At 31.2% G+C, this 22,007-nt stretch carries 20 protein-coding genes and 1 tRNA gene; 3 read left to right on the top strand and 18 right to left on the bottom strand.

What is annotated here, in order from left to right:
- Positions 1-110: 110 nt before the first annotated feature.
- The 18 genes from CKA54_RS03205 to CKA54_RS03120 all read right to left on the bottom strand — a co-directional run bounded on the left by CKA54_RS03205 (position 111) and on the right by CKA54_RS03120 (position 18,494).
- Positions 111-200, bottom strand: a tRNA-Ser gene (locus tag CKA54_RS03205).
- 48 nt (positions 201-248) lie between these two features.
- Positions 249-803: a hypothetical protein gene (locus CKA54_RS03200; RefSeq protein ID WP_120759933.1), complete on the bottom strand. Its 555-nt coding sequence runs from the start codon at positions 801-803 to the stop codon at positions 249-251.
- A gap of 65 nt (positions 804-868) precedes the next feature.
- Positions 869-1,579 (bottom strand): CDP-diacylglycerol--serine O-phosphatidyltransferase, encoded by a 711-nt coding sequence (pssA, locus tag CKA54_RS03195; protein ID WP_120759932.1) that lies wholly within the window; start codon positions 1,577-1,579, stop codon positions 869-871.
- Positions 1,576-2,193, bottom strand: coding sequence for a phosphatidylserine decarboxylase (locus CKA54_RS03190; RefSeq protein WP_120759930.1), 618 nt, complete (start codon positions 2,191-2,193; stop codon positions 1,576-1,578). The genes pssA and CKA54_RS03190 overlap by 4 nt, the downstream gene beginning before the upstream one ends.
- A complete protein-coding gene (gene ftsH, locus CKA54_RS03185) occupies positions 2,193-4,115 on the bottom strand; it encodes an ATP-dependent zinc metalloprotease FtsH (protein ID WP_120760003.1) in 1,923 nt (640 codons plus the stop codon). The genes CKA54_RS03190 and ftsH overlap by 1 nt, the downstream gene beginning before the upstream one ends.
- The gene (locus CKA54_RS03180) at positions 4,115-4,951 is read right to left on the bottom strand and encodes a 50S ribosomal protein L11 methyltransferase (RefSeq protein ID WP_039664445.1); all 837 of its coding nucleotides are present in this window, start codon (positions 4,949-4,951) and stop codon (positions 4,115-4,117) included. Before CKA54_RS03180 ends, ftsH begins: the two co-directional genes overlap by 1 nt.
- A 12-nt stretch (positions 4,952-4,963) precedes the next feature.
- On the bottom strand, positions 4,964-5,341 hold the full coding sequence (locus CKA54_RS03175) for a chemotaxis response regulator CheY (protein ID WP_012661962.1): 378 nt from the start codon (positions 5,339-5,341) through the stop codon (positions 4,964-4,966).
- 111 nt (positions 5,342-5,452) lie between these two features.
- Entirely contained in the window at positions 5,453-7,216 is a 1,764-nt protein-coding gene (gene pglF, locus CKA54_RS03170; protein ID WP_120759928.1) for a UDP-N-acetylglucosamine 4,6-dehydratase (configuration-retaining), read from the bottom strand.
- Position 7,217: 1 nt separating this feature from the next.
- A complete protein-coding gene (pglE, locus tag CKA54_RS03165) occupies positions 7,218-8,378 on the bottom strand; it encodes a UDP-N-acetylbacillosamine transaminase (RefSeq protein WP_120759926.1) in 1,161 nt (386 codons plus the stop codon).
- Entirely contained in the window at positions 8,375-8,971 is a 597-nt protein-coding gene (pglD, locus tag CKA54_RS03160; RefSeq protein WP_120759924.1) for a UDP-N-acetylbacillosamine N-acetyltransferase, read from the bottom strand. Before pglD ends, pglE begins: the two co-directional genes overlap by 4 nt.
- Positions 8,958-9,560 carry an undecaprenyl phosphate N,N'-diacetylbacillosamine 1-phosphate transferase gene (pglC, locus tag CKA54_RS03155; protein WP_120759922.1) on the bottom strand — a complete coding sequence of 201 codons (603 nt, stop codon included), beginning with the start codon at positions 9,558-9,560 and terminating at the stop codon, positions 8,958-8,960. The genes pglD and pglC overlap by 14 nt, the downstream gene beginning before the upstream one ends.
- A complete protein-coding gene (gene pglA / locus CKA54_RS03150) occupies positions 9,553-10,680 on the bottom strand; it encodes a N,N'-diacetylbacillosaminyl-diphospho-undecaprenol alpha-1,3-N-acetylgalactosaminyltransferase (RefSeq protein ID WP_120759921.1) in 1,128 nt (375 codons plus the stop codon). Before pglA ends, pglC begins: the two co-directional genes overlap by 8 nt.
- The gene (locus tag CKA54_RS03145) at positions 10,677-12,815 is read right to left on the bottom strand and encodes an STT3 domain-containing protein (protein ID WP_120759919.1); all 2,139 of its coding nucleotides are present in this window, start codon (positions 12,813-12,815) and stop codon (positions 10,677-10,679) included. Before CKA54_RS03145 ends, pglA begins: the two co-directional genes overlap by 4 nt.
- A gap of 1 nt (position 12,816) precedes the next feature.
- Positions 12,817-13,917, bottom strand: coding sequence for a glycosyltransferase (locus CKA54_RS03140; protein WP_120759918.1), 1,101 nt, complete (start codon positions 13,915-13,917; stop codon positions 12,817-12,819).
- Positions 13,917-14,984, bottom strand: coding sequence for a glycosyltransferase (locus CKA54_RS03135; protein WP_120759916.1), 1,068 nt, complete (start codon positions 14,982-14,984; stop codon positions 13,917-13,919). Before CKA54_RS03135 ends, CKA54_RS03140 begins: the two co-directional genes overlap by 1 nt.
- Positions 14,981-16,675: an ABC transporter ATP-binding protein gene (locus tag CKA54_RS03130; protein ID WP_120760001.1), complete on the bottom strand. Its 1,695-nt coding sequence runs from the start codon at positions 16,673-16,675 to the stop codon at positions 14,981-14,983. The genes CKA54_RS03135 and CKA54_RS03130 overlap by 4 nt, the downstream gene beginning before the upstream one ends.
- Complete coding sequence (gene galE / locus CKA54_RS03125; protein WP_039664435.1) at positions 16,669-17,655, bottom strand: UDP-glucose 4-epimerase GalE; 987 nt, start codon at positions 17,653-17,655, stop codon at positions 16,669-16,671. Before galE ends, CKA54_RS03130 begins: the two co-directional genes overlap by 7 nt.
- Before the next feature lie 53 nt (positions 17,656-17,708).
- On the bottom strand, positions 17,709-18,494 hold the full coding sequence (locus CKA54_RS03120; protein ID WP_120759914.1) for a 3'-5' exonuclease: 786 nt from the start codon (positions 18,492-18,494) through the stop codon (positions 17,709-17,711).
- Positions 18,495-18,559: 65 nt separating this feature from the next.
- On the opposite strand from CKA54_RS03120, the gene waaC reads away from it, so the two are divergent.
- The 3 genes from waaC to CKA54_RS03105 are packed head-to-tail and all read left to right on the top strand — an operon-like array spanning position 18,560 to position 22,004.
- A complete protein-coding gene (gene waaC / locus CKA54_RS03115; protein WP_120759912.1) occupies positions 18,560-19,579 on the top strand; it encodes a lipopolysaccharide heptosyltransferase I in 1,020 nt (339 codons plus the stop codon).
- Complete coding sequence (locus CKA54_RS03110; protein WP_120759910.1) at positions 19,576-20,448, top strand: lipid A biosynthesis lauroyl acyltransferase; 873 nt, start codon at positions 19,576-19,578, stop codon at positions 20,446-20,448. The genes waaC and CKA54_RS03110 overlap by 4 nt, the downstream gene beginning before the upstream one ends.
- Before the next feature lie 8 nt (positions 20,449-20,456).
- A complete protein-coding gene (locus CKA54_RS03105; protein ID WP_120759908.1) occupies positions 20,457-22,004 on the top strand; it encodes a glycosyltransferase in 1,548 nt (515 codons plus the stop codon).
- Positions 22,005-22,007: the final 3 nt, after the last annotated feature.

Raw genomic sequence — 22,007 nt, 5'->3', positions numbered from 1 at the left:
AAATGACTTTAATATATGATAACTTCTTAGCAAAATAGAGCATTTTATAACAACCTTATCGAGTTGAATTAGGGTAAATTAAAGATTTTATAAAAGTTGAATTAGTAGTGTGGCGGACAGAGAGGGATTTGAACCCTCGAGACCCGTTAAGATCTGCACCCTTAGCAGGGGTGTGGTTTCAGCCACTCACCCATCTGTCCTTTTAAAAGGGAAAGTATATCTTATTTTTTATAAGATATACCTTAAATTTATACACTAAGATAAGCTATGAGCAAAGTTATGATAAAACCAGCTCCTAAAACAGCAATTTGCTTTGCTCTATCTTTGCGTATAGCAATAAGCGTGATTAAAATACCCGAAATATAAAGCACTACCATAGCTAAAGCAAAGGCTAAACCAAGTACGGAAAAATACCACATACCTTTGTCTTTATGTAGTAAAACCATATTGCCAAGCAAGCTTCTTGTCTTAGTGGTAATCTCATAGTTATTCTCTGAAATTTTAAGAATACTAGCAGTATAGTTGATAATACCAAGCTCTATGGCTCCATTTTTTTTGTTGAGTTTAGGCTCTAGAGATGATGGAAGTTTTAAGTTATTTTTCTGCAAAAAATCAATTAAAAATTCTGCTTCAGCACCTTCTTGGATAATCGCTTGAACTTTATAATTTTGAACCTTAGCACCACTTTCTCCATTAAAACCTGCTATATATGCAAAACCTGTAAGTGCATACAAAAAAGCCAAAGGTAGGAAAAATAAACTAATATAAATGTGAATTTGTCTGAATAATTTGTTTTTATTCATCTTTAACCCCTTTTTAGTAAAATTAATAAAAAGTATATTGTTAAAAAATGAAGTGAAAATAAAATCTAATCTTTTTTAAATTTACGCATTAAAGTAAAAAAGCTACGCACAAGTCCATAGCATACGTATAAACTTGCTACAATTAAGGCACTTTCTAAGAAGTACAAATAAAGCATAGAAAATAAGATCACTAAAAGAATTAACACTTTTAATACATTTGCTCTTTTTAGATCAATCTTTTTGAAACTTGGGTATCTTATGTTGCTGACCATTAAAAAAGCTAAAAGGATTTGAATACATACTATCATTAAAGAAAAGTTATGTAAAAAATCATAATACAAATAAGCGCCAACCCATAATGCGCTTACAACTGCGGCCGTTGGTATAGGAAGTCCTATGAAAACTGAAGGCTCATAAGTTCCTGTGGTTACATTAAATCTTGCTAAACGTATAGCGCCAAATACCACAAATAAACCCGCTATTAAAGAGCCAAAACGACCATACTCATAACCTATACTCATGTAAAAAAGCATAGCAGGCGCAACACCAAAAGCAATCAAATCTGCCAATGAATCAAACTCAACTCCAAATTTAGAAGTTGAATTGGTAGCTCTTGCCACACGCCCATCTAAACCATCGCAAATTAATGATAAAATGATATAAATCAAAGCTTTATCAAAATTTTGATTGATTGAGGCAATCACAGAAATGATACCTAAAAATATTGAAGCTGCGGTAAAAAGATTTGGTAAAATGTAAATTAACTTAAAATTCATGGATTTAAATACCCTATCAATGCGCCTACGCGGACTTTATCATTTTCATTAACACATATTCTAGTGTCTTTTGGAAGTAGTAAGCTTACGCTACCATCAAACATAAAGCCGATGTTTTGACCATGGTTTAAATGATGACCAAACTCATTTAAATGAGTTTTTCGATTGAGTGCACCAAAGATAATTCTCAAAGCCCACTGCTTACCTTTAGAACGAGATAAAAATAACATTCTCTCACCCATTAAATGAGTGTTTTTCATAAATGGACATAAAAAAATTCCATGTCTAATTCTTGTTTCTTCTATATCCATAGGAAGTGGTGCTACAATAGCACCTTGATGAGTAATGTTATTTATAATTTGCACTTCAATGCATTCACCAAGTTCTTTATAAGAGCTTGTTTTAATGCATTTGATCTTTCCTTCTATGGGTGCTATGATGGTATTTGAATCAGCGATGTGATTAATTGTGCTTGATCTAAAAAGACAAGCAAAAAGTATAAAAATACACCATAATAGCCAAGAAAATCCCCATATAAGTTGAGCTATTACAAAGACTATAGCTAGAACTATGAGTAAACCCCAACCCGCCTTTGCAATAAAATCTATTTTCATTAGTTTTCCTTAGCCACTTCTTGTTCTTTTTCTTCTAAGCGCGTTGGAAGATTGTTTTCTTCTTCATAATTTTTAATAATCTCTCTTACTTTTGCACCATCAATGGTTTCTTCTTCATAAAGCGCTTGTACCATTACCTCTATGGCGCCACTATAAGTTTTTAAAGTCTCTTTTACTCCTATATAGCGTTCATCTAGAGTTTTCTTTACATACTCATCTAGATCTTGTGCCATTTTGTCTGAGTAATCTTTAATGGTTTGACCACCACTTAAGAAAGTATTTCTTTGTTTTTCAAGCACCATTAAACCTGCTATTTCACTCATACCATACATAGAAATCATAGCTTTGATGATATCAGTAGCACGCTCAAGGTCATTACTCGCACCGGTTGAAATTTCTTTAATGAAAATCTCTTCGGCTGCTCGACCACCTAAAAGTACATCAACTTCAGCCAAAAGTTCATGTTTTTGCATTAGGAATTTATTTTCTTCAGGAGTATTGAGTGTATAACCCAAAGCCGCCAAGCCACGAGGTATAACAGAAACTTTACTTACTTTTTTAGCGCCTTTTGTGGTTTCAGCGATTAAGGCATGACCACATTCGTGATAAGTTACTATTTTTTTCTCTTTATCATTAATTCTGCGTGATTTTTTCTCAAGTCCTGCTATGGCTCTTTCCACTGCTTCAACTAAATCTTTTTGTTCTACATGTTTCTTAGAATCTCTACCTGCAAGTAGAGCTGCTTCGTTGATGATATTTGCCAAATCAGCACCAGCAAGTCCTGCGGTTAATCTTGCAATATCTTCTACTTTTACTTCAGGTGAAATTTTAACATCTTTCATGTGTACTTTTAAAATATCACATCTACCTTTAAAATCAGGCTTATCTACTAAAACTTGTCTATCAAAACGGCCAGGTCTAAGTAAAGCCGCATCAAGTACTTCAGGACGATTAGTAGCGGCTAATACAATTACCGGAGAACTTTCGGTTCCAAAGCCATCCATTTCTGCTAGAAGTTGATTTAAAGTTTGTTCTCTCTCATCATTTCCACCCATCATGCCGCTTGCCGCACGCGATTTTCCTATAGCATCGATTTCATCGATAAAAACAATAGCAGGAGCTTCTTTTTTTGCATTTTCAAATAAGTCCCTTACTCTTGAAGCACCAACCCCTACAAACATTTCTATAAAAGATGAGCCTGATACACTAAAAAATGGCACATCAGCTTCACCTGCAACAGCTTTTGCAAGTAGAGTTTTACCTGTACCTGGAGGGCCCACAAGTAAAAGACCTTTTGGAATTTTTGCACCAAGATTGATGTATCTTTCAGGATATTTTAAAAAATCTACAATCTCTTTAACTTCTTCTTTTGCTTCTTCTACACCAGCTACATCATTAAATTTAACTTTTGGCTTTTCTGAATTTACAAGTTTTTTAGAACTTCCTATACCAAGTATAGATCCACCCATATTTTTTTGCATACGAGAAGCTAAAAACATCCATATACCAAAGAAAATAAACACTGGTAAAACCCAAGAAAGCAAGATGTCTATAAACCAATTGCTTTCGTTGAAAGCACTATATGAAACATCTTTTGAATCAAGCAAAGGTATAAAAGTGGCATCATTTGCAACTTTTTTAGTGATATATACCATATTTCCTGCTTTGGAAACTGCTTTGATGGTAGTTTGACCTATGTTAACTTGGGCGATTTGATTGTTTTCGATTAAGGTTTTTAATTCAGAATAAGTAACCTTTTTGGTATTTTCTCCGCCCATAATGCCCATGCTACCATCATCTGAAAATCCTTTAAATAAAAGAATCATCACAATAGCAAAAATAGCAAAAATAAAAATAGGATTTCTATTGAAAAAGCTATTATTATTTTGATTATCTTTTGGATCGTTTGACTTTTTATTCATTATTTTATTTCCTTTTTGTAAGCTAAACTCAACCATTCTCCTTTGTGTTTACATTCTAACAAAGTTAAATCTTTGAATTTATCTTTAATTCTTTCTTCGTATTTATTTAAAATACCAGATAAGATTAAAATTCCGCCTTCTTTGGTTTTTTCTTTTAAATCTTTTTCTAGTATGATTAAAATATCAGCGATGATATTTGCTACTACTATATCATATTTATGTAAGCTTTTATTAACAGAACCTACCCAAATATCATCAAAGTTTACGTGGTTTAACTGTGCGTTTTCTTTACTGGCAACTATAGCTAGTTCATCTGTATCGCATGCTTGTACTTTTGCACCAAGTTTTGCCATGATGATGCTTAAAATCCCACTTCCACAACCCACATCTAAACAAAATTTAGAATTATCTGTGTATTTTTGTAAAAATTCTATGCAAGTGTAAGTACTTTCATGATGTCCAGAACCAAAGGCGAGTGCAGGATCTATGACAATATTAATCTTATCTTCTTTAGCTTCTTGCCAAGTGGTATGGATATGAATATTATCTATAGTTAGAGCTTGAATGCCTTTTTTGTATTCTTCTATCCAGTTTTTGTTTTCTTTTTTTTCTAAGCTTGAGCTAAAGAAAATGTTAGTGTTTAACTTTTCACATAATTTTTGATGAAAATTTTTTAAAGCTATCTGAATGAGTTCTAAATCTTCTTCGGAGCGTATATAGACACCATTGTTTTTTTCTTCTATGGCATCTATATCTAAAGAAAAAATAAGATCAAGGAATAATTCTAGATATTCCTCATCTGTTTGAAAAAAAAGTTCGTGATAATGTGTTTGCATAAAAACTTATAATTAGCCTTCGTTTGTCCCTAAAACATCTTCAAGTTTTTCTTTTAATACTTGAGGTGTGAAAGGTTTTACAATGTAGTTATTTACACCTGCTTTTAAGGCTGTGATAACCTCTGCCTTACCACCTTCTGTTGTTACCATGATAATAGGCATATCGGCATATTTTTCTTCCGCTCTTACTTTTTTAACTAGTTCTAGTCCATTCATTTCAGGCATATTCCAATCGGTAATTAAAACCTTAATGTCATCATTTTGTGAAAGTAAATCCCAAGCTTCTACACCATGCTCAGCTTCTAAAACATCTTTATGACCTAGTCTTACAAGAGTGTTTTTGATTATTCTTCTCATGGTAGAACTATCATCAACTACTAATAATTTCACTTTTTTTCCTTTATTTCGATCTAATTACATAAGATGTAATTGTATCGTTTTTATTTTTATTAATCAATTAAAGATTATATTATAACATTTAAAAATAAAATTAGAATTTAATCACTCTCCATTTTTATTATGATTAAATTCAGGTACGATCTCTTTCAAAACTTTAGCAGGATCTGCACTTTGGAGTAATTTTTCTATTTCTTGATTTAAAATATTTAAATCTTTTATCTCACTTGTTGTTACAAAAATACTTTCATATTGGGTTTTTAAATCATCTTCATGAATTAGAAGTTCTTCATAAAGTTTCTCACCTTTTCTAAGTCCTGTGATCTTGATTTCTAGTTTTTTATTAGAAAGCAAAAGCATTTTTTTAGCCAAATCCATAATTTTTACAGGTTCACCCATATCAAGCACAAACAACTCCCCACCTTTTGCAATGGCTGCAGCTTGCAAAACAAGTTGTACAGCTTCATCTACTAACATAAAATAACGTACTATATCAGGATGGGTAAGCGTAAGTGGCTCATTGGCTGCAATTTGAGCTTTAAATTTAGGTATTACACTTCCACTTGAACCCAAAACGTTACCAAAACGCACACATGCTACCTCAAAATTTTCACAACTTGAGCTTAGTGCATAAAGCTCACAAATTCTTTTCGTACAACCCATGATATTGGTTGGTCTTACGGCTTTATCTGTACTTATCATAACAAATTTAGCTACTTTGTAAGTTTTAGCAAGATCGATTAAATTTTTAGTGCCTATGATGTTATTTAAAATAGCTGAGTGTGGATTTTGCTCACACAAAGGCACATGTTTATAAGCTGCTGCATGTAAAATCAAATCTATGTTTTTTTCTTTAATGAGTTTTTCTAAAGCTTCTTTATCTAAAATACTCATCATAATAGGTTCAATTTTTTCTTTATGCAAGCTTAATTCATCGTTGATTTTGTATAAATTATACTCACTATGATCTAGCATAATTAAGTGTTTGGCGCCAAATTTAATACACTGCTTGCAAAGCTCACTACCTATAGTTCCACCAGCGCCGCTAACTAAAACCACTTTATCTTTAATAAAATCAATCACGCAAGCATTGTCTAAGTCTTTTGGTTTGCGTGCTAGTAAATCTTCGATGCTTATATCTCTTGCTTCATTTTGCGTAAAAGAAAAAAGCTTTATATCGTTAATTCCATAAGCGATAAGCTCATCAAAAAGTTTTTTTAATTCTTCTTGTTCGAGTTTTAAAGCAATAATAGCAGTATGAATGCCTTCGGCGGTATATTTTCTAATCGCTTCTTTTTCTTCAACTATAAATTTATCACAATAAGTACCTATTAAATTAGTGCGTTCATCTACTACGGCTACAGGAAAAAGTCCTAAGCTTCCCTCTTTAGCACCTTTTAGCAAATGTAAAGCTTTTGAGGTGGCACCTACTACAATACAAGGATGTTCTTCGTTGTATTTTGGTTTTCTAAAATCTACAATCATTCTTTTACTAATGCGTAAACTTCCAATTAACATACATGATAAAACAAAGTCTATTCCTATAACACTTCTTGGGAAGGGATTAAAAAAATCATCATAAAAATAATAAATCGCTAAAAATACAAGTTCAGCTAAAGCCAAAGCGATAACTAGCTTACGTGCTTCATTTAGAGAAAAAAATCTCCATGCAACTTGATAAATTCTAAAAAAAGCTAGAAAAAGAATTTTAAGCAAAATTAAAATCACAGCACTTTTAAACATTCCCTCATAAAACTCACTTGGGATATCTGCACTAAAGCGTAAAGAAAAAGATAAATAAATACTTATAACAAAAAGTAAGATATCTGCACCTAGAAAAAAACCTAGACGTTTGCTTTTATAATCCATCTTAGTCCTTTAGGGTATTTAAGATTAAAGTAGAAACTTCTTCTACATCAGCTTTACTCATAGTGGTTGCACTTGGAAGGCAAATTCCATTACTAAAGAAAAACTCACTATTTCCATTTAAATAAGCACTGCAACCTTTATAGAGTTCTTGCAAATGCATAGGCTTCCAAAGTGGACGACTTTCGATTTGATTATCTTTTAGAACTTGTATGATTTTTAAAATGTTATCTTGAATTTTGACTGCTTTATGATCACAAATATAGTGTTTTTCACAAGTATTTAATTTATTTGAATCAAAATCAAGCAAAGCAGTACTTAACCAACGGTTAGATTTGGTGTTTTCAAGTTCATCTAAAAAAGTAAAAGTACCATTTAAAAATTCTTTATACCAGCTGTAAATTTCACGCTTTTTACTTACTCTTTCTTCTAAAACCTCCATTTGAGCAGTTCCGATTGCGCCTAGGATGTTACTCATTCTATAGTTATAACCGTATTCTTTATGTTCATAGTGAAGACAGTTTTCTCTAGCTTGGGTACTGTAAAATCTTGCTTTTTCAAGATTAGCATGATTTTCACTTACAAGCATACCACCACCACCTGTTGTGATGATTTTATTGCCATTAAATGAATATACTCCAAAATCTCCAAAAGTCCCTAAAGCTTTATTTTTATAAAAGCTTCCTAAAGCTTCTGCAGCATCTTCGATCAAGAAAATTTCATTTTCTTTGCAAATTTGGACAATCTCATCCATTTTAGAGGCATTGCCATAAAGATGAGTTAAAATGAGTGCTTTTGGTTTTTTAGGACTTTCTTTGATAGCTTTTTTTAATAAATTTACATCTAAATTATAAGTTTCATCACAATCAATAAACACTGGTGTGGCATTCATGTATGAGATTGGAGCTACTGAAGCGATAAAGGTAAAACTTGAGGCTAAAACCACATCGCCTTCTTTAATACCTAAAACTCTTAAAGCTAAGTGAATGGCTGCTGTGGCTGCATTTAGAGCAAGAGCATTAGAGCTTTTTGTGTAGTCTTTAATACTTTGTTCTAAGGCATTTACAAACTCACCTAAAGGTGCTATATAGTTGCTTTCAAAAGCTTTGTGTATGTATTCTAATTCTTTACCACTCATATGTGGTGCTGATAAAAAAAATCTCATTTTGCCTCCTTTATTTTTTTGGCAGGAACTCCAGCATAAATGCCTTTAGATTTTAAGTCTTTAACGACCACTCCACCTGCACCTAAAGTTATATCATCACATAAAGTTACACAAGGAATAACACTTGAGTTAATTCCTAAAAAACAACGCTTACCTATGTTAACTGCTCCAGCGAGTTTAGCTCCAACACTAATATGGCTAAACTCACCTACAAAACACTCATGCTCAACCACACAAGCAGTATTTAAGATCACACCTTTTGCAATGCTAGCTTTAGCATTAACTACTACATTTGGCATGATTAATATACCCTCATCATCTAAAAAAGCACTAGGACTAATAATAGCACTTTTGTGTATCAAATTTACTAATCTAAATCCATCTTCTTTTGCTTTTTTGAAAAGTTTTTCTCGGATATGATTGGCTCCAATAGCAATAAACATATCATGTTTTTCTAAGTTTGAATGGTATTTTAATCCTTTATTATCATCTAGAAAAATGATTTTTTCATATCCTAGATTTTTAGCTACATCAACACAGACTAAACTGTGCCCTCCTGTACCATATATATAAATACTTTTAGTTGTGTCCATTGAATTTATCCGTTGTGGCAACACCTTCTTTGTTGACTCCACTTCTTTTAAGTACTTTAACAATAGTCATAAAAAAGATTTTAAGATCAAATAAAAAAGAGCAATTATGTACATATTCAACATCGTATTTAAATTTTTGCTCCCAAGAGATAGCGTTTCGCCCGTTAATTTGCGCCCAACCTGTAATACCCGGTCTTACATCATGGCGTTTTTTTTGTTCTTGGTTGTATAAGGGTAGGTACTCTACAAGTAAAGGTCTTGGACCTATAAAGCTCATATCGCCTTTTAACACATTAAAAAGTTGTGGCAATTCATCTAAACTCAAGCTTCTAACTAGTTTTCCAAAAGGTTTTAGGCGTAATGCATCAGGAAGTAATTCCCCGTTTTCATCTTTTTCATCACTCATAGTTTTAAATTTATAGATATAAAATATTTTTTCGTTTAAGCCAGGTCTTGCTTGTTTAAAAAGTACGCTACCTTGAACGATTTTTAAAATAATGCCAATAAGCACTATAAAAGGTAAAAAAATAACTAATAAAATCAAAGCCAATATAAAGTCAAATACTCGTTTCAAACCATTTTTATACATTTGCAAAACCTCTATAAAAATCAAGATATTTCAAAGCTATGATATTTTCATCATAATTTTGCGCCCTAAGAAAGGCATTTTGCGCTAAAGTATTTCTTAGTTTTTCATCTTCTAGCAAAATTTGAATTTTTTCTGCTAAATCATCACTGTCTTGGCTTTTACAAACTAGTCCATCTATGGCATTGCTTACCGCTTCTATGCAACCTTCTGCATCGCTAACTACGCACGCTTTTTTACATGCTTGTGCTTCTAAAACGGTTCGTGGATAACCCTCTTTATAGCTTGGTAAAACAAAAATATCACACAGGTTTAATAAATGCGCAATATCACTTCTTGCTCCTAAGTAAAAAACATTAGCCGAGTTTAAAAAATCCATTGGTGCGCAAGATTTATTATCATCAACCCCACCTACTAAGATAAAATTTGCCTTATCTTTTAAAATTTTACTCGCTTTGTAAAATTCTTTAATACCCTTATGCCAAAGCGCTCTTGATATCATTAGCACAATGGGTTTATCAGGCATATGGTGTTCTTTTAAAAAAGCTTGTTTTTCTTCAGTACTAATTTTTAAAGGTAAGAATTGTTTTAAATTAACACCGACGGACTTGATGATCTTGATTTTTTCTTCTTTTAATCCTAGATTTTTCATAAATAAAGCATTGCTATCATTGACAAAGATAAAGCCATTAACGAGTTTAAAAGAAATTTTATAGAGTAGGTTAATGCTTGTTCTTACTAGTTTGCTTTTAAAATCATTATCGATATAAAAACTCCCTAGGCCTTCAACTAAGCCAAAAGTGTATCGAATGCCTGCCATTTTAGCTGCTATGATACCTGTTGTATTGCTTTTGTGTGCACTTGCTTGTAAAAGATCTAAATTTAAATCTTTGAGTATGTTTTTCAAACTTAGTAGGTTTTTAAATACCACCAAAGGATTTACGCTTGATCTTGCCAAATCATAAAAGCAAACCTTGTAGCCTAATTCTTGCAATTTTATGGCAAAATCATCTTTGGGAGTGATGATTATCACTTCATGGTGGTTTTTTTCTAGGGCTTTAATGAGTGCAATGCGAAAATAATACACACTCATTGCACTATGAGTTAAAATTCCTATTCTCATCTTTTTAACCTATAAATTTTTGCTCTTGCATCATTGGTGATTTGTTCAAATAAATCTTGATCATATTGATTAAGTAAAAACATTTGTATATAAGCACTGTTATAAAGACTTTCATCTAAAATAACAAAGCTTTTATATTCTCTTAAAAACAGTAAGTAAATTTGTGCTTTTGGATCAATCTCACTATAGTAGAACTTGCCATTGGTGATTGATTCTATATCTACAAAGGCTTTTAAAGGTATGGTTGTACCTTCTAGATTTAAAGCTCTAAAATCATTGATGATTTCTACGCCATTATCAAGCATAACTGATCCTGTAGTTTTATCTTGTGCTATGGCATTAGCTTGAGAGAAAAACAAGCTTTTTTCTTGTTCGCCACTGTCTGGATTTGTATTGGCAAATTGAGCTACCACAGGCATAATACGCAACATTCTATAAGGCATATAGATGTAAACATCTCTTGTTTTATTAGTGTCAAATTGAAAGTTTTTGTCATTTAAACTCTCTAAAAAGCTTGTGGCATTTGTTTGGTTGTAATCTTTAACCATAGCTTTTAAAACATCAGGATAATGCTCACTAAAGGATTTTTCTGTATATTCTACGCTAAGCCTTGCCATATTAGCAGCTGGTGTTTGCTCTTTACTTAAAACAAAAGAAGAAAAGAAGTTATCTTTTCCTAGGTGTTTACCGCCATCGATTAAGGTTTTGACATCACTATAATAACGGATAGGATATCCATAGTCCCACCATGCAATAACATAGTCTTCTCTTTGTGCTTTGCTTTTTAAATTATTTAAAATTTGAGCTTCATAAGAAGTGAAAACAGTGGAAGACTTATAAGAATATATATGCATTAAAGCAGGGCTAATACTAAAAAATGTGATTAATATTAGTAAGATATTTTTGTTTTTCAAGCTTAGTTTGATTTGTTTTTTTTCTAAAAAATGAAAAAATACATATAAAAAATAACCAAAACCTAAAGCCATAACAGGAACCGCATAAATGGTAAATCGAAGCCCCGCTCTTAAAGCCATAAATCCCAATGCAAGTATAGGTAAAGCTAAAAGCATGCTTTTATGATCTTTACAAAATAAAATAAAACCTACAAAAGAAAGAAGAAACACTAAAACACTAGAGCTAATTCTTTGCATAAATACTTCAGGATCGATAGTATTGATCTCCATGATGGTTTCATTAACATTAAAATATATAAAAGCCGCATCTTTTAAATTTTGCACATCAGCGGCTTTAAAGACATAAAATTTGAGTTGGTATAAAACAGGATCTAAGCCACCGCTTATAAATAAAATCAAAATACTTGCAAAAATCAAAGCCCAAATCATATAAAAATTGATTTTTTCTTCTTTAAAGGCAAAAATAGCAAATAATAATACAATCAATGCAAGTTTATATTGCCATGCTAGCATACTTAAAGCTATGATCATTAAAGCAATGGCAAGGTAAAAAATCTTTTCTTTTCGGTGTAGTATAAGTGTGTATAATCCAAAAAGCCCTATCATGGCAAAATTCAAAGAATAGCTTGAAGGATACCACCATAAATAAATCATGATAAAAATAGGGCTTAAAAGTAAAGTAAAGATATCTTTATTGATGGTTAATCGTATAAAGCTTAATAAAATGAGCATTGGTAAAACCAAAACAAGCATATCAGTATCATAATACCCACTCATTGTACGATTGTAATAGCTATTTGCAATACTAGCAAGCAAAGCTGCTATGAACCCATAAGTGGTGAGTTTGTATTCTCTTGCGATTAGTATAATAGGCACAACAATCAAAGAAGCAAAGAAAGTACTCATATATAAAATAATACTTTCAAAGCTAAAAGGCAATATACTATAAATCCAATAAGTTAAAGTAGAAAGTGAACTTCCAAAATATGATAAATCATTAGGTTGATGAAACCCCGCTATCATATCTCTTGCGCCTTCTGCAAAAGCATAACCATCGTTAGTAGTGATCATGAGTTGATCATTGAAGAAAAACTCATAAAATTCGCTTGCCCAGCTTACCCAATAAAGTCTGCATAATACACTAAAAGCAAAAGCGATAAAAATCAATATACAGGTGTATTTGATAGAATTATTATCCGTGAAATTTTGTTGCAGTTTCATTTTATGCCTTATTAAAAAATTCAAATAACTGTTTTGCTATGTTTATTTTGTCAAATTCTTTTGCACGTAAGAAAGCCTTTTCTCTATAAGTGGCTTTTAATGCCTCATCGTTGCACATTTTCTCTAAGCCTTCTTGTATAGCTTTTTCATCATCTACTTGAACTAAAAGTCCAAATTCATCATCTAAAAACAATTCTCTTGCACCACTTTTATGGTCAGTGCAAAGCACAGCGCTATTGCAAGCTAGACATTCGATTAGGACATTTGAAAAACCTTCAAAGCTTGAGGCAAAAGCAAAAAAGTCACATTTGCTCATATATTTATAAGGATTTTTGTCAAAACCGAGTAAAAAAACCTTGTCTTTTAAATTTAACTCCTCAATTAAAGCCAAAAGTTTATCTTTTAAAATTCCTTCACCTAAAATGACTAGTTTTAAATCAGTCTTAACTTTCGCATAAGCTTTTATAAGCATGGCGTGATTTTTACCATGATCAAGTCTACCAACACTAAGTATAAAAGGTTCTTTAAAGTCGATTGCTTCTTTAGATTTTTCTATAATACTTTCTAAATCTATAGCATTATATAAAATGTCACATTTTTTGGCTTCTATGTTGAAATTGTGCAATAAATCTTCTTTATTTCCTAAGGAATTTGCTAAGATCAAATCAGCTTTGTTGTAAAGTTTTTTGATAAGAAATTTATTGATTATAGAGTTTAGGTTATTATGCTTATAAATCACACTTGGTGTTGTGCACTCATTGATAATAAGGGTTGATTTAAGACCTAGAGATTTTGCCATTAATGCAATATAATTAGGTCTATTTAATAGCACAAATTGCAAATCTATTTTTAAATCTTCACAAAGTTTTTTGTATTTTATAGCAAGTAAAGGAAGCTTTAAAAATTTAGCTAGATTGCTTTCGCTTGGGCTTGATTTTTCAAGATAGTGAATATTTACCTCAGGAATATCATATGAAATTTTATCATTCATTAAAATCAAATGCACTTCGTATTTTAAATTTAACACAGGTAATAAGGTTGAAACAACCCTTTCAGCGCCACCACTTCCTAAAGAATAAATAAAAATTGCTAGTTTTTTCATTATTTAAGCCTTGTTTCATTGATTAAATCAAGCCATTTTTGCACTACATTTGTTACTTCATAGTCTTTACATCGTTGTTGTGCATTAAGTGCTAAAGTTTTTCTTAAATTTTCATCTTGCATTAAAAGCGCGAGTTTTTCACTTAAAGCCTTTTCATCATTTAAATCTACTAAAAACCCATCTTTTTTATCATCGATTAAATCTTTATGGCCGCTTACGTATTTTGTGCTAATACGTGCTACTTGATAGTATAAACTTTCAAGTAAAACCGTTGGTAAGCCTTCTATGAAAGAACAGAGGCAAAGTATTTTTGCTTTTTTATAAAGTTCTTGTATGTTTTCGATTTTACCTAAAAAATGAACTTTGATTTTTAATTTTTCAGCTTCTTGCTCTAGTTCTTGTCTTAATTCCCCATCGCCTGCTATAAAAAAACGATATTGATTTTGTAGATTGATGTCTAGCCTTGCTATGGCTTTTAAAAACATAGAAGCATTTTTATTATGATCAAGCCTGCCTACAAAGATGACATTGTTTTCTTTTTCTAGCTTTTCTTCTGTGAGGTTAAAATGGCAAGGATTTGGCATATTGACAACTTTTTTGACAAAGTTTTCATAATAGCTTTTATCATCATTACTTAGCACGGTTAAAGCATTTGCATATGGAAAGCTAATACGACGTAAAAATTTCCAAATTTTGGATTTTAAATAAGTATGAGAGCTATGTTCGCTGATGATTAAAGGTGTGTTTGAGCCTTTATTTGCCCAAATACAAGCGATATTGGTAGTGTCTAAAAATGAGATAAAAACATCACTTTTATGCTCTTTGAGTGCTTGTTTTAAGGCATTGAATTTTTTAATACGTGAAACTATTTTGTTATAAAGCGTAGAAAAATCAAACTGTTCTAGAGTAAAAAGTTTGATTTTTGGATCAAGCTTATAAAATGAGTCTTCTTTATGAAATTTGATAATATTTATTTCATGGTTTTTACAAAGTTCATTAGCCAAAGTAACCAAAACCCTTTCAGCGCCACCTGAATTTAAAGTGGCTATAATGAAAGTGATTTTCATATTTTTTCCTTTAAATACCCATGATTTACTTCAAATACTCTATCACAACCTTGTATAGTTGAAAGTCTATGAGCTATGATGATAAGGGTTTTGTCTTTTGAAATTTTATAAATTTCTTCCATGATTTTTGCTTCACTTTCTTGATCAAGTGCGCTAGTTGCTTCATCCAGAACTAAAATTTCAGGTTGTTGGTAAAGTGCTCTTGCTATGGCTATTCTTTGTCTTTGACCCCCGCTTAAAAAAGAACCCGAATCACCCACTTTTGTATGTATTCCCTCTTCAAGCGAATTCACAAAGCTTTCAAGATTAGCTTGTTTGATCACCTTGTGTAAAAGCGCTTCATTGATTTCTTCTCCAAAGCTAATGTTTTTTGCAATAGAATCATTAAAAAGATAAATTTGTTGAGGTATGTAGCCGATTTTACTTCTAAAACTTTTGATGTTATTTTCATCGAGTTTGACCCCATCTACCAAAATAGCTCCATCACTTGGTTTTAAAAGTCCTATGATAAGATCAACTAAAGTACTTTTACCACTACCGCTTTTGCCTATAAAAGCGATTTTTTCATTTTTCTTTAGTTCAAAATTTAAATTTTTAAATAAATTTTTCTTACCCTTGTAGGCAAAGAAAAGGTTTTTTAAAACGATTTTTTCTTTAAATTCGATACTTTCATCGCCTAACTTTTCTTCTTTTTCATTAAGCATATTATAAATAATATCTAAAGAGTTTTTATAATATGTGATTTCATTATAACTTGTGATGATGCGATTAGCACTTGGCATAAGTCTATAAAGAGCCACTACAAAAATAGTAATGGTTGCTAAGATAGAGGAAATATCACTTTCATATCTTAAAACCAAATATACCACAATAAAACAAAGCATACAAAAACCTATACTTTCAAGGTAAATTCTAGGTATACTTGCCATGCTTTCGTTGCTAATGTTTGCTTTGGCAAAGAGTCCACTTTGAATTTCATAAAGTTTTTGTATGCTTTGTTCTTTGGTTTTGAGTTTGATGATTTTAAGATTGTTTAAATTTGCATTTAAAATTTCAAAATAATTTTTCATCGCTTCTTCTCTAGCTATGGAAGCTTTTTTTACTAAGGGCGAGAGGATTTTGATCAAAATAAAAGCATTTAAAAGTAAAAAAGCACTTAAAGCTAGGGTGATTTTATAGTTGATAATTAACAATAAAGCATAAAGCAAAAACACCACAAAACTTTCGCTTAACATAAGCAAAAAAGCACTAATTAAAGTACTTAAGTGAAAAACTTCTTGAGTAATGGTTTTTAAAAGTTCTGATTGGTTTTTATTGGTGAAATTTTCATATTCAAGATGTAGATATTTGTCAAAAATACGACAAGCAAGGCTGTGGTAACGCCCTTTAGAAAAGCGTGCTAGTAAATGAAAATAAAAGGCATTTAAAAAGGCTCTAAAAATATAAAAGGCAATTAATATACAGCCAAAATAAGCAACGATCTTGTAACTTGGTAAATTAAAATACTCATATATAGGTTGAAAATAAGAGCTTTTTTCTAAAAGCTCAAAATTACTTGCTACTGATACAAAAGGCATGATCAAAGAAATAGCAAAGCTTTCTATAAATCCTATAAAAATAGAAAAAATTAGCAAAGCAAATAAAAATCTTTTATCGTGAGCATTGAGTATAAAAAAAAGTTTTTTTAACACTGTTTTTCCCACTCATAAGCACTTTTGCAGATTAGTTCTAAATCATCATATTTTGGTTTCCAGTTAGTTAGAGTTTTGATTTTATCCGCATTTGAAATAAGCACAGAAGGATCCCCGGCTCTTTTTGGTGCAAGTTCTACTGTAAAATCTACCCCGCTTACTTTTTTCATGGTTTCGATCACTTCTTTTACGCTAAAACCGTGTCCATAACCTACGTTGAAGATGTTGCTTTCGTTGTTTTCTAAGTATTCTAAAGCAGCTAAATGTGCGCTTGAAATATCATCAACATGGATAAAATCTCTAATACAAGTACCATCTTTGGTATTATAATCATCGCCAAAAATATAAAGTTTTTCTCTTTTTCCTGTGGCTACTTCAGCAGCAACCTTGATAAGCAAAGTAGCTTTTGGATAGCGTTGACCTATAGGATAACTCATGCAAGCACCCGCTACGTTGAAGTATCTTAAAATGCAGTATTTAAATTCAGGATTTGCCATATTAGCATCTTGTAGGACTTTTTCGCTCATAAGTTTGCTTTGTCCATAAGGATTGATCGGTGCTAATGGGCTTTGTTCATCTACGATAGGAGTTTGTGGCTCTCCATAAGTCGCTGCGGTTGAAGAAAAAATGAATTTTTTCACACCTGTTTCTAGACAAGTTTGGATTAGATTACTTGTGTTTGCAGTGTTGTTCATATAGTATTTTAAAGGATTTTCCATGCTTTCAGGAACTTCAATGCTTGCTGCAAAATGCACAATTGCATCAAATTTTTCTTCTTTAAAAAGTTTTTTAATCCCAGTATAATCGCTTAAATCTTGCTCAAAAAATTTAAAAGGTCTGATTTTAGAAAGTTCATCTAAGCTTTTTTTACTACCTTTTGAAAGATTATCTAATACACAAATTTCATGATTTGTTTCTAAAAACTGTTTTAAAGTATGAGAGCCTATGTATCCTGCGCCACCGGTGATTAAAATTTTCATTTTTATCCTTTTTGTGTTATTTAATATTAGTTATTTTAATATACTTTTCTTAATTAATTTAAAACTTTACTCTTTTCTTTTTCTATGGCCTCTAAAAATGGCTTTTGATAGCTTTTATCGCTGTGTTTTTGCAAAAGTTCTTCTTTGAAATTTTCTAAAATATTAAGATAATCTTCTTGGGTTAAGTTACCCTTGATGAGTTCGTATTTTAAAAATAGCATATAAGTGTTTAACACATCACTTTCACAGTATTCGTGAATTTTTTCTAATTTGTTTTGATAAAAGAGTTCTAATACCTCATTTCCATGCACATCATACTTTCCAGGAAGTCCTGCCATGGCACAAAGTGTGTCAAGTCTTAAGCCTTTTTGACCAAAACTCCCTAAAGATTCTAATAAATCACAGTGTTTATTTTCTATAAATTTGCTTTTGTAGTTATTCCATTTATCGCTTGCATCTAAATAAGCACTTGCGTTGATGTTGTATTTTAACGCTCTTATAACAAGTAAAGGCATATCATAGCTTTTGCCATTAAAACTTACAAGGCGAGGTTGGTGTTTGTCTATGAAGTTAAAAAATTCTTCTAGCATTTGTTTTTCGCTTTCGCCTTTGATTTTATTAACTTTGATGAAATTTCCAAATTTATCTGCAATCACTGCGCAAATACTTACAACTTTATGAAAAGGCAGGGGTAAAAACTCGCTTCCGCTTTCTTCTTTTTGTTTTTCTAAAGCTTGCTTGCTAATGCTTAAATCATCACCATTAAAACCATAAAGATGTTTTATTAATTCTACATCAGGAATGCTCTCACAATCAAAAACGCAAATATATTCTTGCATGATAAACCTTTTTTTAAAAAATCTTTGTTAAAATCATAACAGAAAATTTAAAAATAAAGTAGCACATGAAAATAGGTTTGGTTAAATTATCTGCACTTGGTGATATCATCCATGCGGTGATTGTTTTGCAATTTATTAAAAAGCATTATCCTAAGGCGAGTATTGATTGGTTTGTAGATGCAAGATTTGCAGGATTATTGCAAGATCATCCAATGATCAATGAAGTATATGCCCTACCTTTAAAAGATAGAAAATTCAAAGAAGTCTTTGCTATGCTTTTTGAAGCAAGACAAAACAAATATGATGTTGTGATTGATTTACAAGGTTTGATCAAGTCTGCATTGGTGAGTAAATTTTTATGTGCTAATACTTTTGGTTTTGATCAAGAAAGCATAAAAGAAAGCTTCGCGAGTAATTTTTATGCGCATAAATTTGCGTGTAATTATGAAGAAAATATTGTCGTGCGTAATCTTTCTTTGGTGGCTTATGTGTTAAATGAGCATTTTGATCATAGTGATATAGAATTAAAACAAAGTTGCTTTAGCATAGATGATGAGTTAAAGGAAAGCTTAGAGCAAAGATTATCTTTGAATGAAAGTGCGCCTAATATACTCATACATGTAGGATCATCTATGCCAAATAAAATTTACCCAAAAGAGCGTTTGATACTACTTTGTAGAATGCTTTTGGAGCATTTTGCTAATGCAAAAATCATACTTGGCTGGGGCAATGTAGGGGAATTTAATTTTGCTAAAGATATGGTTTTAAATTTAAAACATCTAAAAATAGAACTTGCGCCAAAATTAAGCTTAAGTGAGCTTTGTGCTTTAACCAAGGTAAGTGATCTAATCATCGGAAATGATAGTGGGCCTACTCATTTAGCCTTTGCATTAAACAAACCTTCTATAACGATCTTTGGTGCTACCCCTAGTCAAAGAAATACCTATGAAACCAATATCAATAAAACAATCAATGCAGGTAAAAAAATATCGCAATCAAAGCATATAGATAAGAGTGATTTTTGCATACAAAATATCGATGAAAAAGATATTTTTAAACTTGCTTGTGAGCTTTTAGAAAAATGATAAATTATGTATATTTAAGTCTTTTTTATGCATTAAAGGTGCTTGTGGGAATTTTACCTGCAAAACTTTTAAATTCTTTTGCAAATTTGGTTGCTTTAATCACTTATAAGTTAAATCGTAAGCACCGTAAAATCATCGATGTTAATTTAAAAATTTGCTTTCCTGAAAAAGATCAAAAATGGCGTGATGAAACTAGCCTTAATATCTATAAAAATTTTGCTAAATTTGGGATTGATTTTATCAAAAATCAAAATGCAAGTAAAGAAGAAATCATCAATAAAATTTGCTTTGATGATGAGGAACAAATTCTAAATATAATGCAAAGTAAAAAACCTTTGATCGTAACTACGGCTCATTATGGCAACTGGGAGCTTTTGGCTTTATCTTTTGGAGCTAAGTTTCAAGGAATTTCCATAGTTGGAAGAGCGCTTGATAGTATGGTAATGGATAAAATTTTAAGCAAAAATCGCACGCAGTTTAACATAGAGCTTATAGAAAAAAAAGGCGGACTTAAAAAAATGCTAAAAGCCTTAAAAGAAGGCAAGTCTCTTGGAATTTTAACTGATCAAGATGCAGTAGATAGTGAAAGTATAAAAATACAGTATTTTGATCAAGAAGTAAATTTCATAGCAGGTGCAAGCGTACTTGCAAAAAAAACAAATGCTATGATTTTGCCTTGTTTTGTGTATCAAAAAGATGAAAAATTTTTTGTAAAAACTTTTAAGGCTTTAGATGCAAGTAAGGCAAGTGTAGAAGAGCTTACCAAATACCAAGCAAAATGTTGCGAAGAGATGATTAAATTTAAACCTGATGAGTATTTTTTCTTTCATAAGAGGTTTAAAAGATACAATCATGAGTTGTATTTGTAGGATTTAAAATGGATTTAAAGCAAATTAGCGTGATAATGATGGTTAAAAATGCCCAAAAAACTTTAAAAGCTTGCTTGGAGTCTTTGCAAGAATTTGGCGAGATCGTTTTGATAGAAAATGGTAGCAATGATGATACTTTGAAAATTGCTTATGAGTTTAGTAAAGGTTATAAAAATATCAAGATTTATCAGCATGAATTTATAGGTTTTGGACCTTTGAAAAATTTAGCTATAAGTTATGCTAGTAATGATTGGATTTTTAATATTGATGCAGATGAGCTTGCTAAGAAAGAATTTTTACAAGAACTAAAGCAAATTGAGCCCAATAAAGAAGATATCATAGCCTTACCAAGAGAAAATTTATATAATGGAGAGTGGATTAAAGCTTGTGGGTGGTGGCCTGATCATGTAATGCGTGTGTTTAATAAAACTCATACTAGTTTTAATGAAAATTTGGTGCATGAGAGTTTGATTTTTCACGAAGATAGTAAAAAGATTAAACTGCAAAATGGTTTGAGGCATTTTGCTTTTGATGATATCGATGGATTGTTAGATAAACTTCAAAAATACTCTAAGCTTTGGGCTTTGCAGAATTTACATAAGGACAGTAGTGTTTGCAAGGCTTTGCTAAGAGGAATTTGGACTTTTTTTAGAAATTATATTTTAAAAAAGGGAATTTTTTATGGTTATAAAGGCTTTATTGTAAGTACTTGTAATGGTCTTGGAGCTTTTTTTAAATATATGAAATTATATGAGTTAAAAAAGCAAAAGCCAAAAACTTGTGCTTTAATCATCACAACCTATAATCAAAAAGAAAGACTTGCTTTGGTGCTTGATAGTGTTAAAAACTTAGAACCTTTACCAGATGAGGTTTTAATAGCTGATGATGGAAGCAAGGAAGATACGGCTAAGCTTATACAAGCTTATCAAAAAGATTTTCCTTGCAAGTTAGAGCATATTTGGCAAGAAGATGAGGGGTTTAGACTAAGTGAGATTAGAAACAAAGCTATTAAAGCCTCTAGCGGTGAATATATAATCGTCATAGATGGAGATATGATTTTAGAAAAAAAATTCATTGATGATCATTTGAAATTTGCGCAAAGAAAAGTATTTTTGCAAGGCTCTAGAGTAATTTTAAATGAAAATGAAAGTAAAGAACTTTTAAGTAAAAATGATTTTAGTTTGGCTTTTAATAAAAAGGGTTTTAAAAATCAAAGAAATATTTTTTTAGCTAAATGTGTATATAAATTTTCAAGACTAACTAAGAAAATTTTCAAAAAATCACAGCTCATTAAAGGTATAAGAGGTTGCAATATGAGTTTTTATAAAAGTGATTTTGAAGCTATTGAAGGTTTTAGCGAAAAATTTATAGGCTGGGGTAGGGAAGATAGCGAGTTTGTAGCTAGATTTTTATTTAATAATGGAGTGTTTAAAAGGCTTAAATTTAATGCCCTAGCTTATCATATTTACCATGAAGAAAATAGCAAAAATATGCTTGAAATCAATCATCAAATTTATCTTGATACCATAAAAAACGAAAAAACAACTTGGAGATAAAGT

Origin of the sequence: Campylobacter sp. P255, assembly GCF_003627915.1 — a bacterium.
Lineage (GTDB): Bacteria > Campylobacterota > Campylobacteria > Campylobacterales > Campylobacteraceae > Campylobacter_D.
Note: the sequence above shows the minus strand (reverse complement) of the source record. Positions and strands in the feature narration are given on the sequence as shown.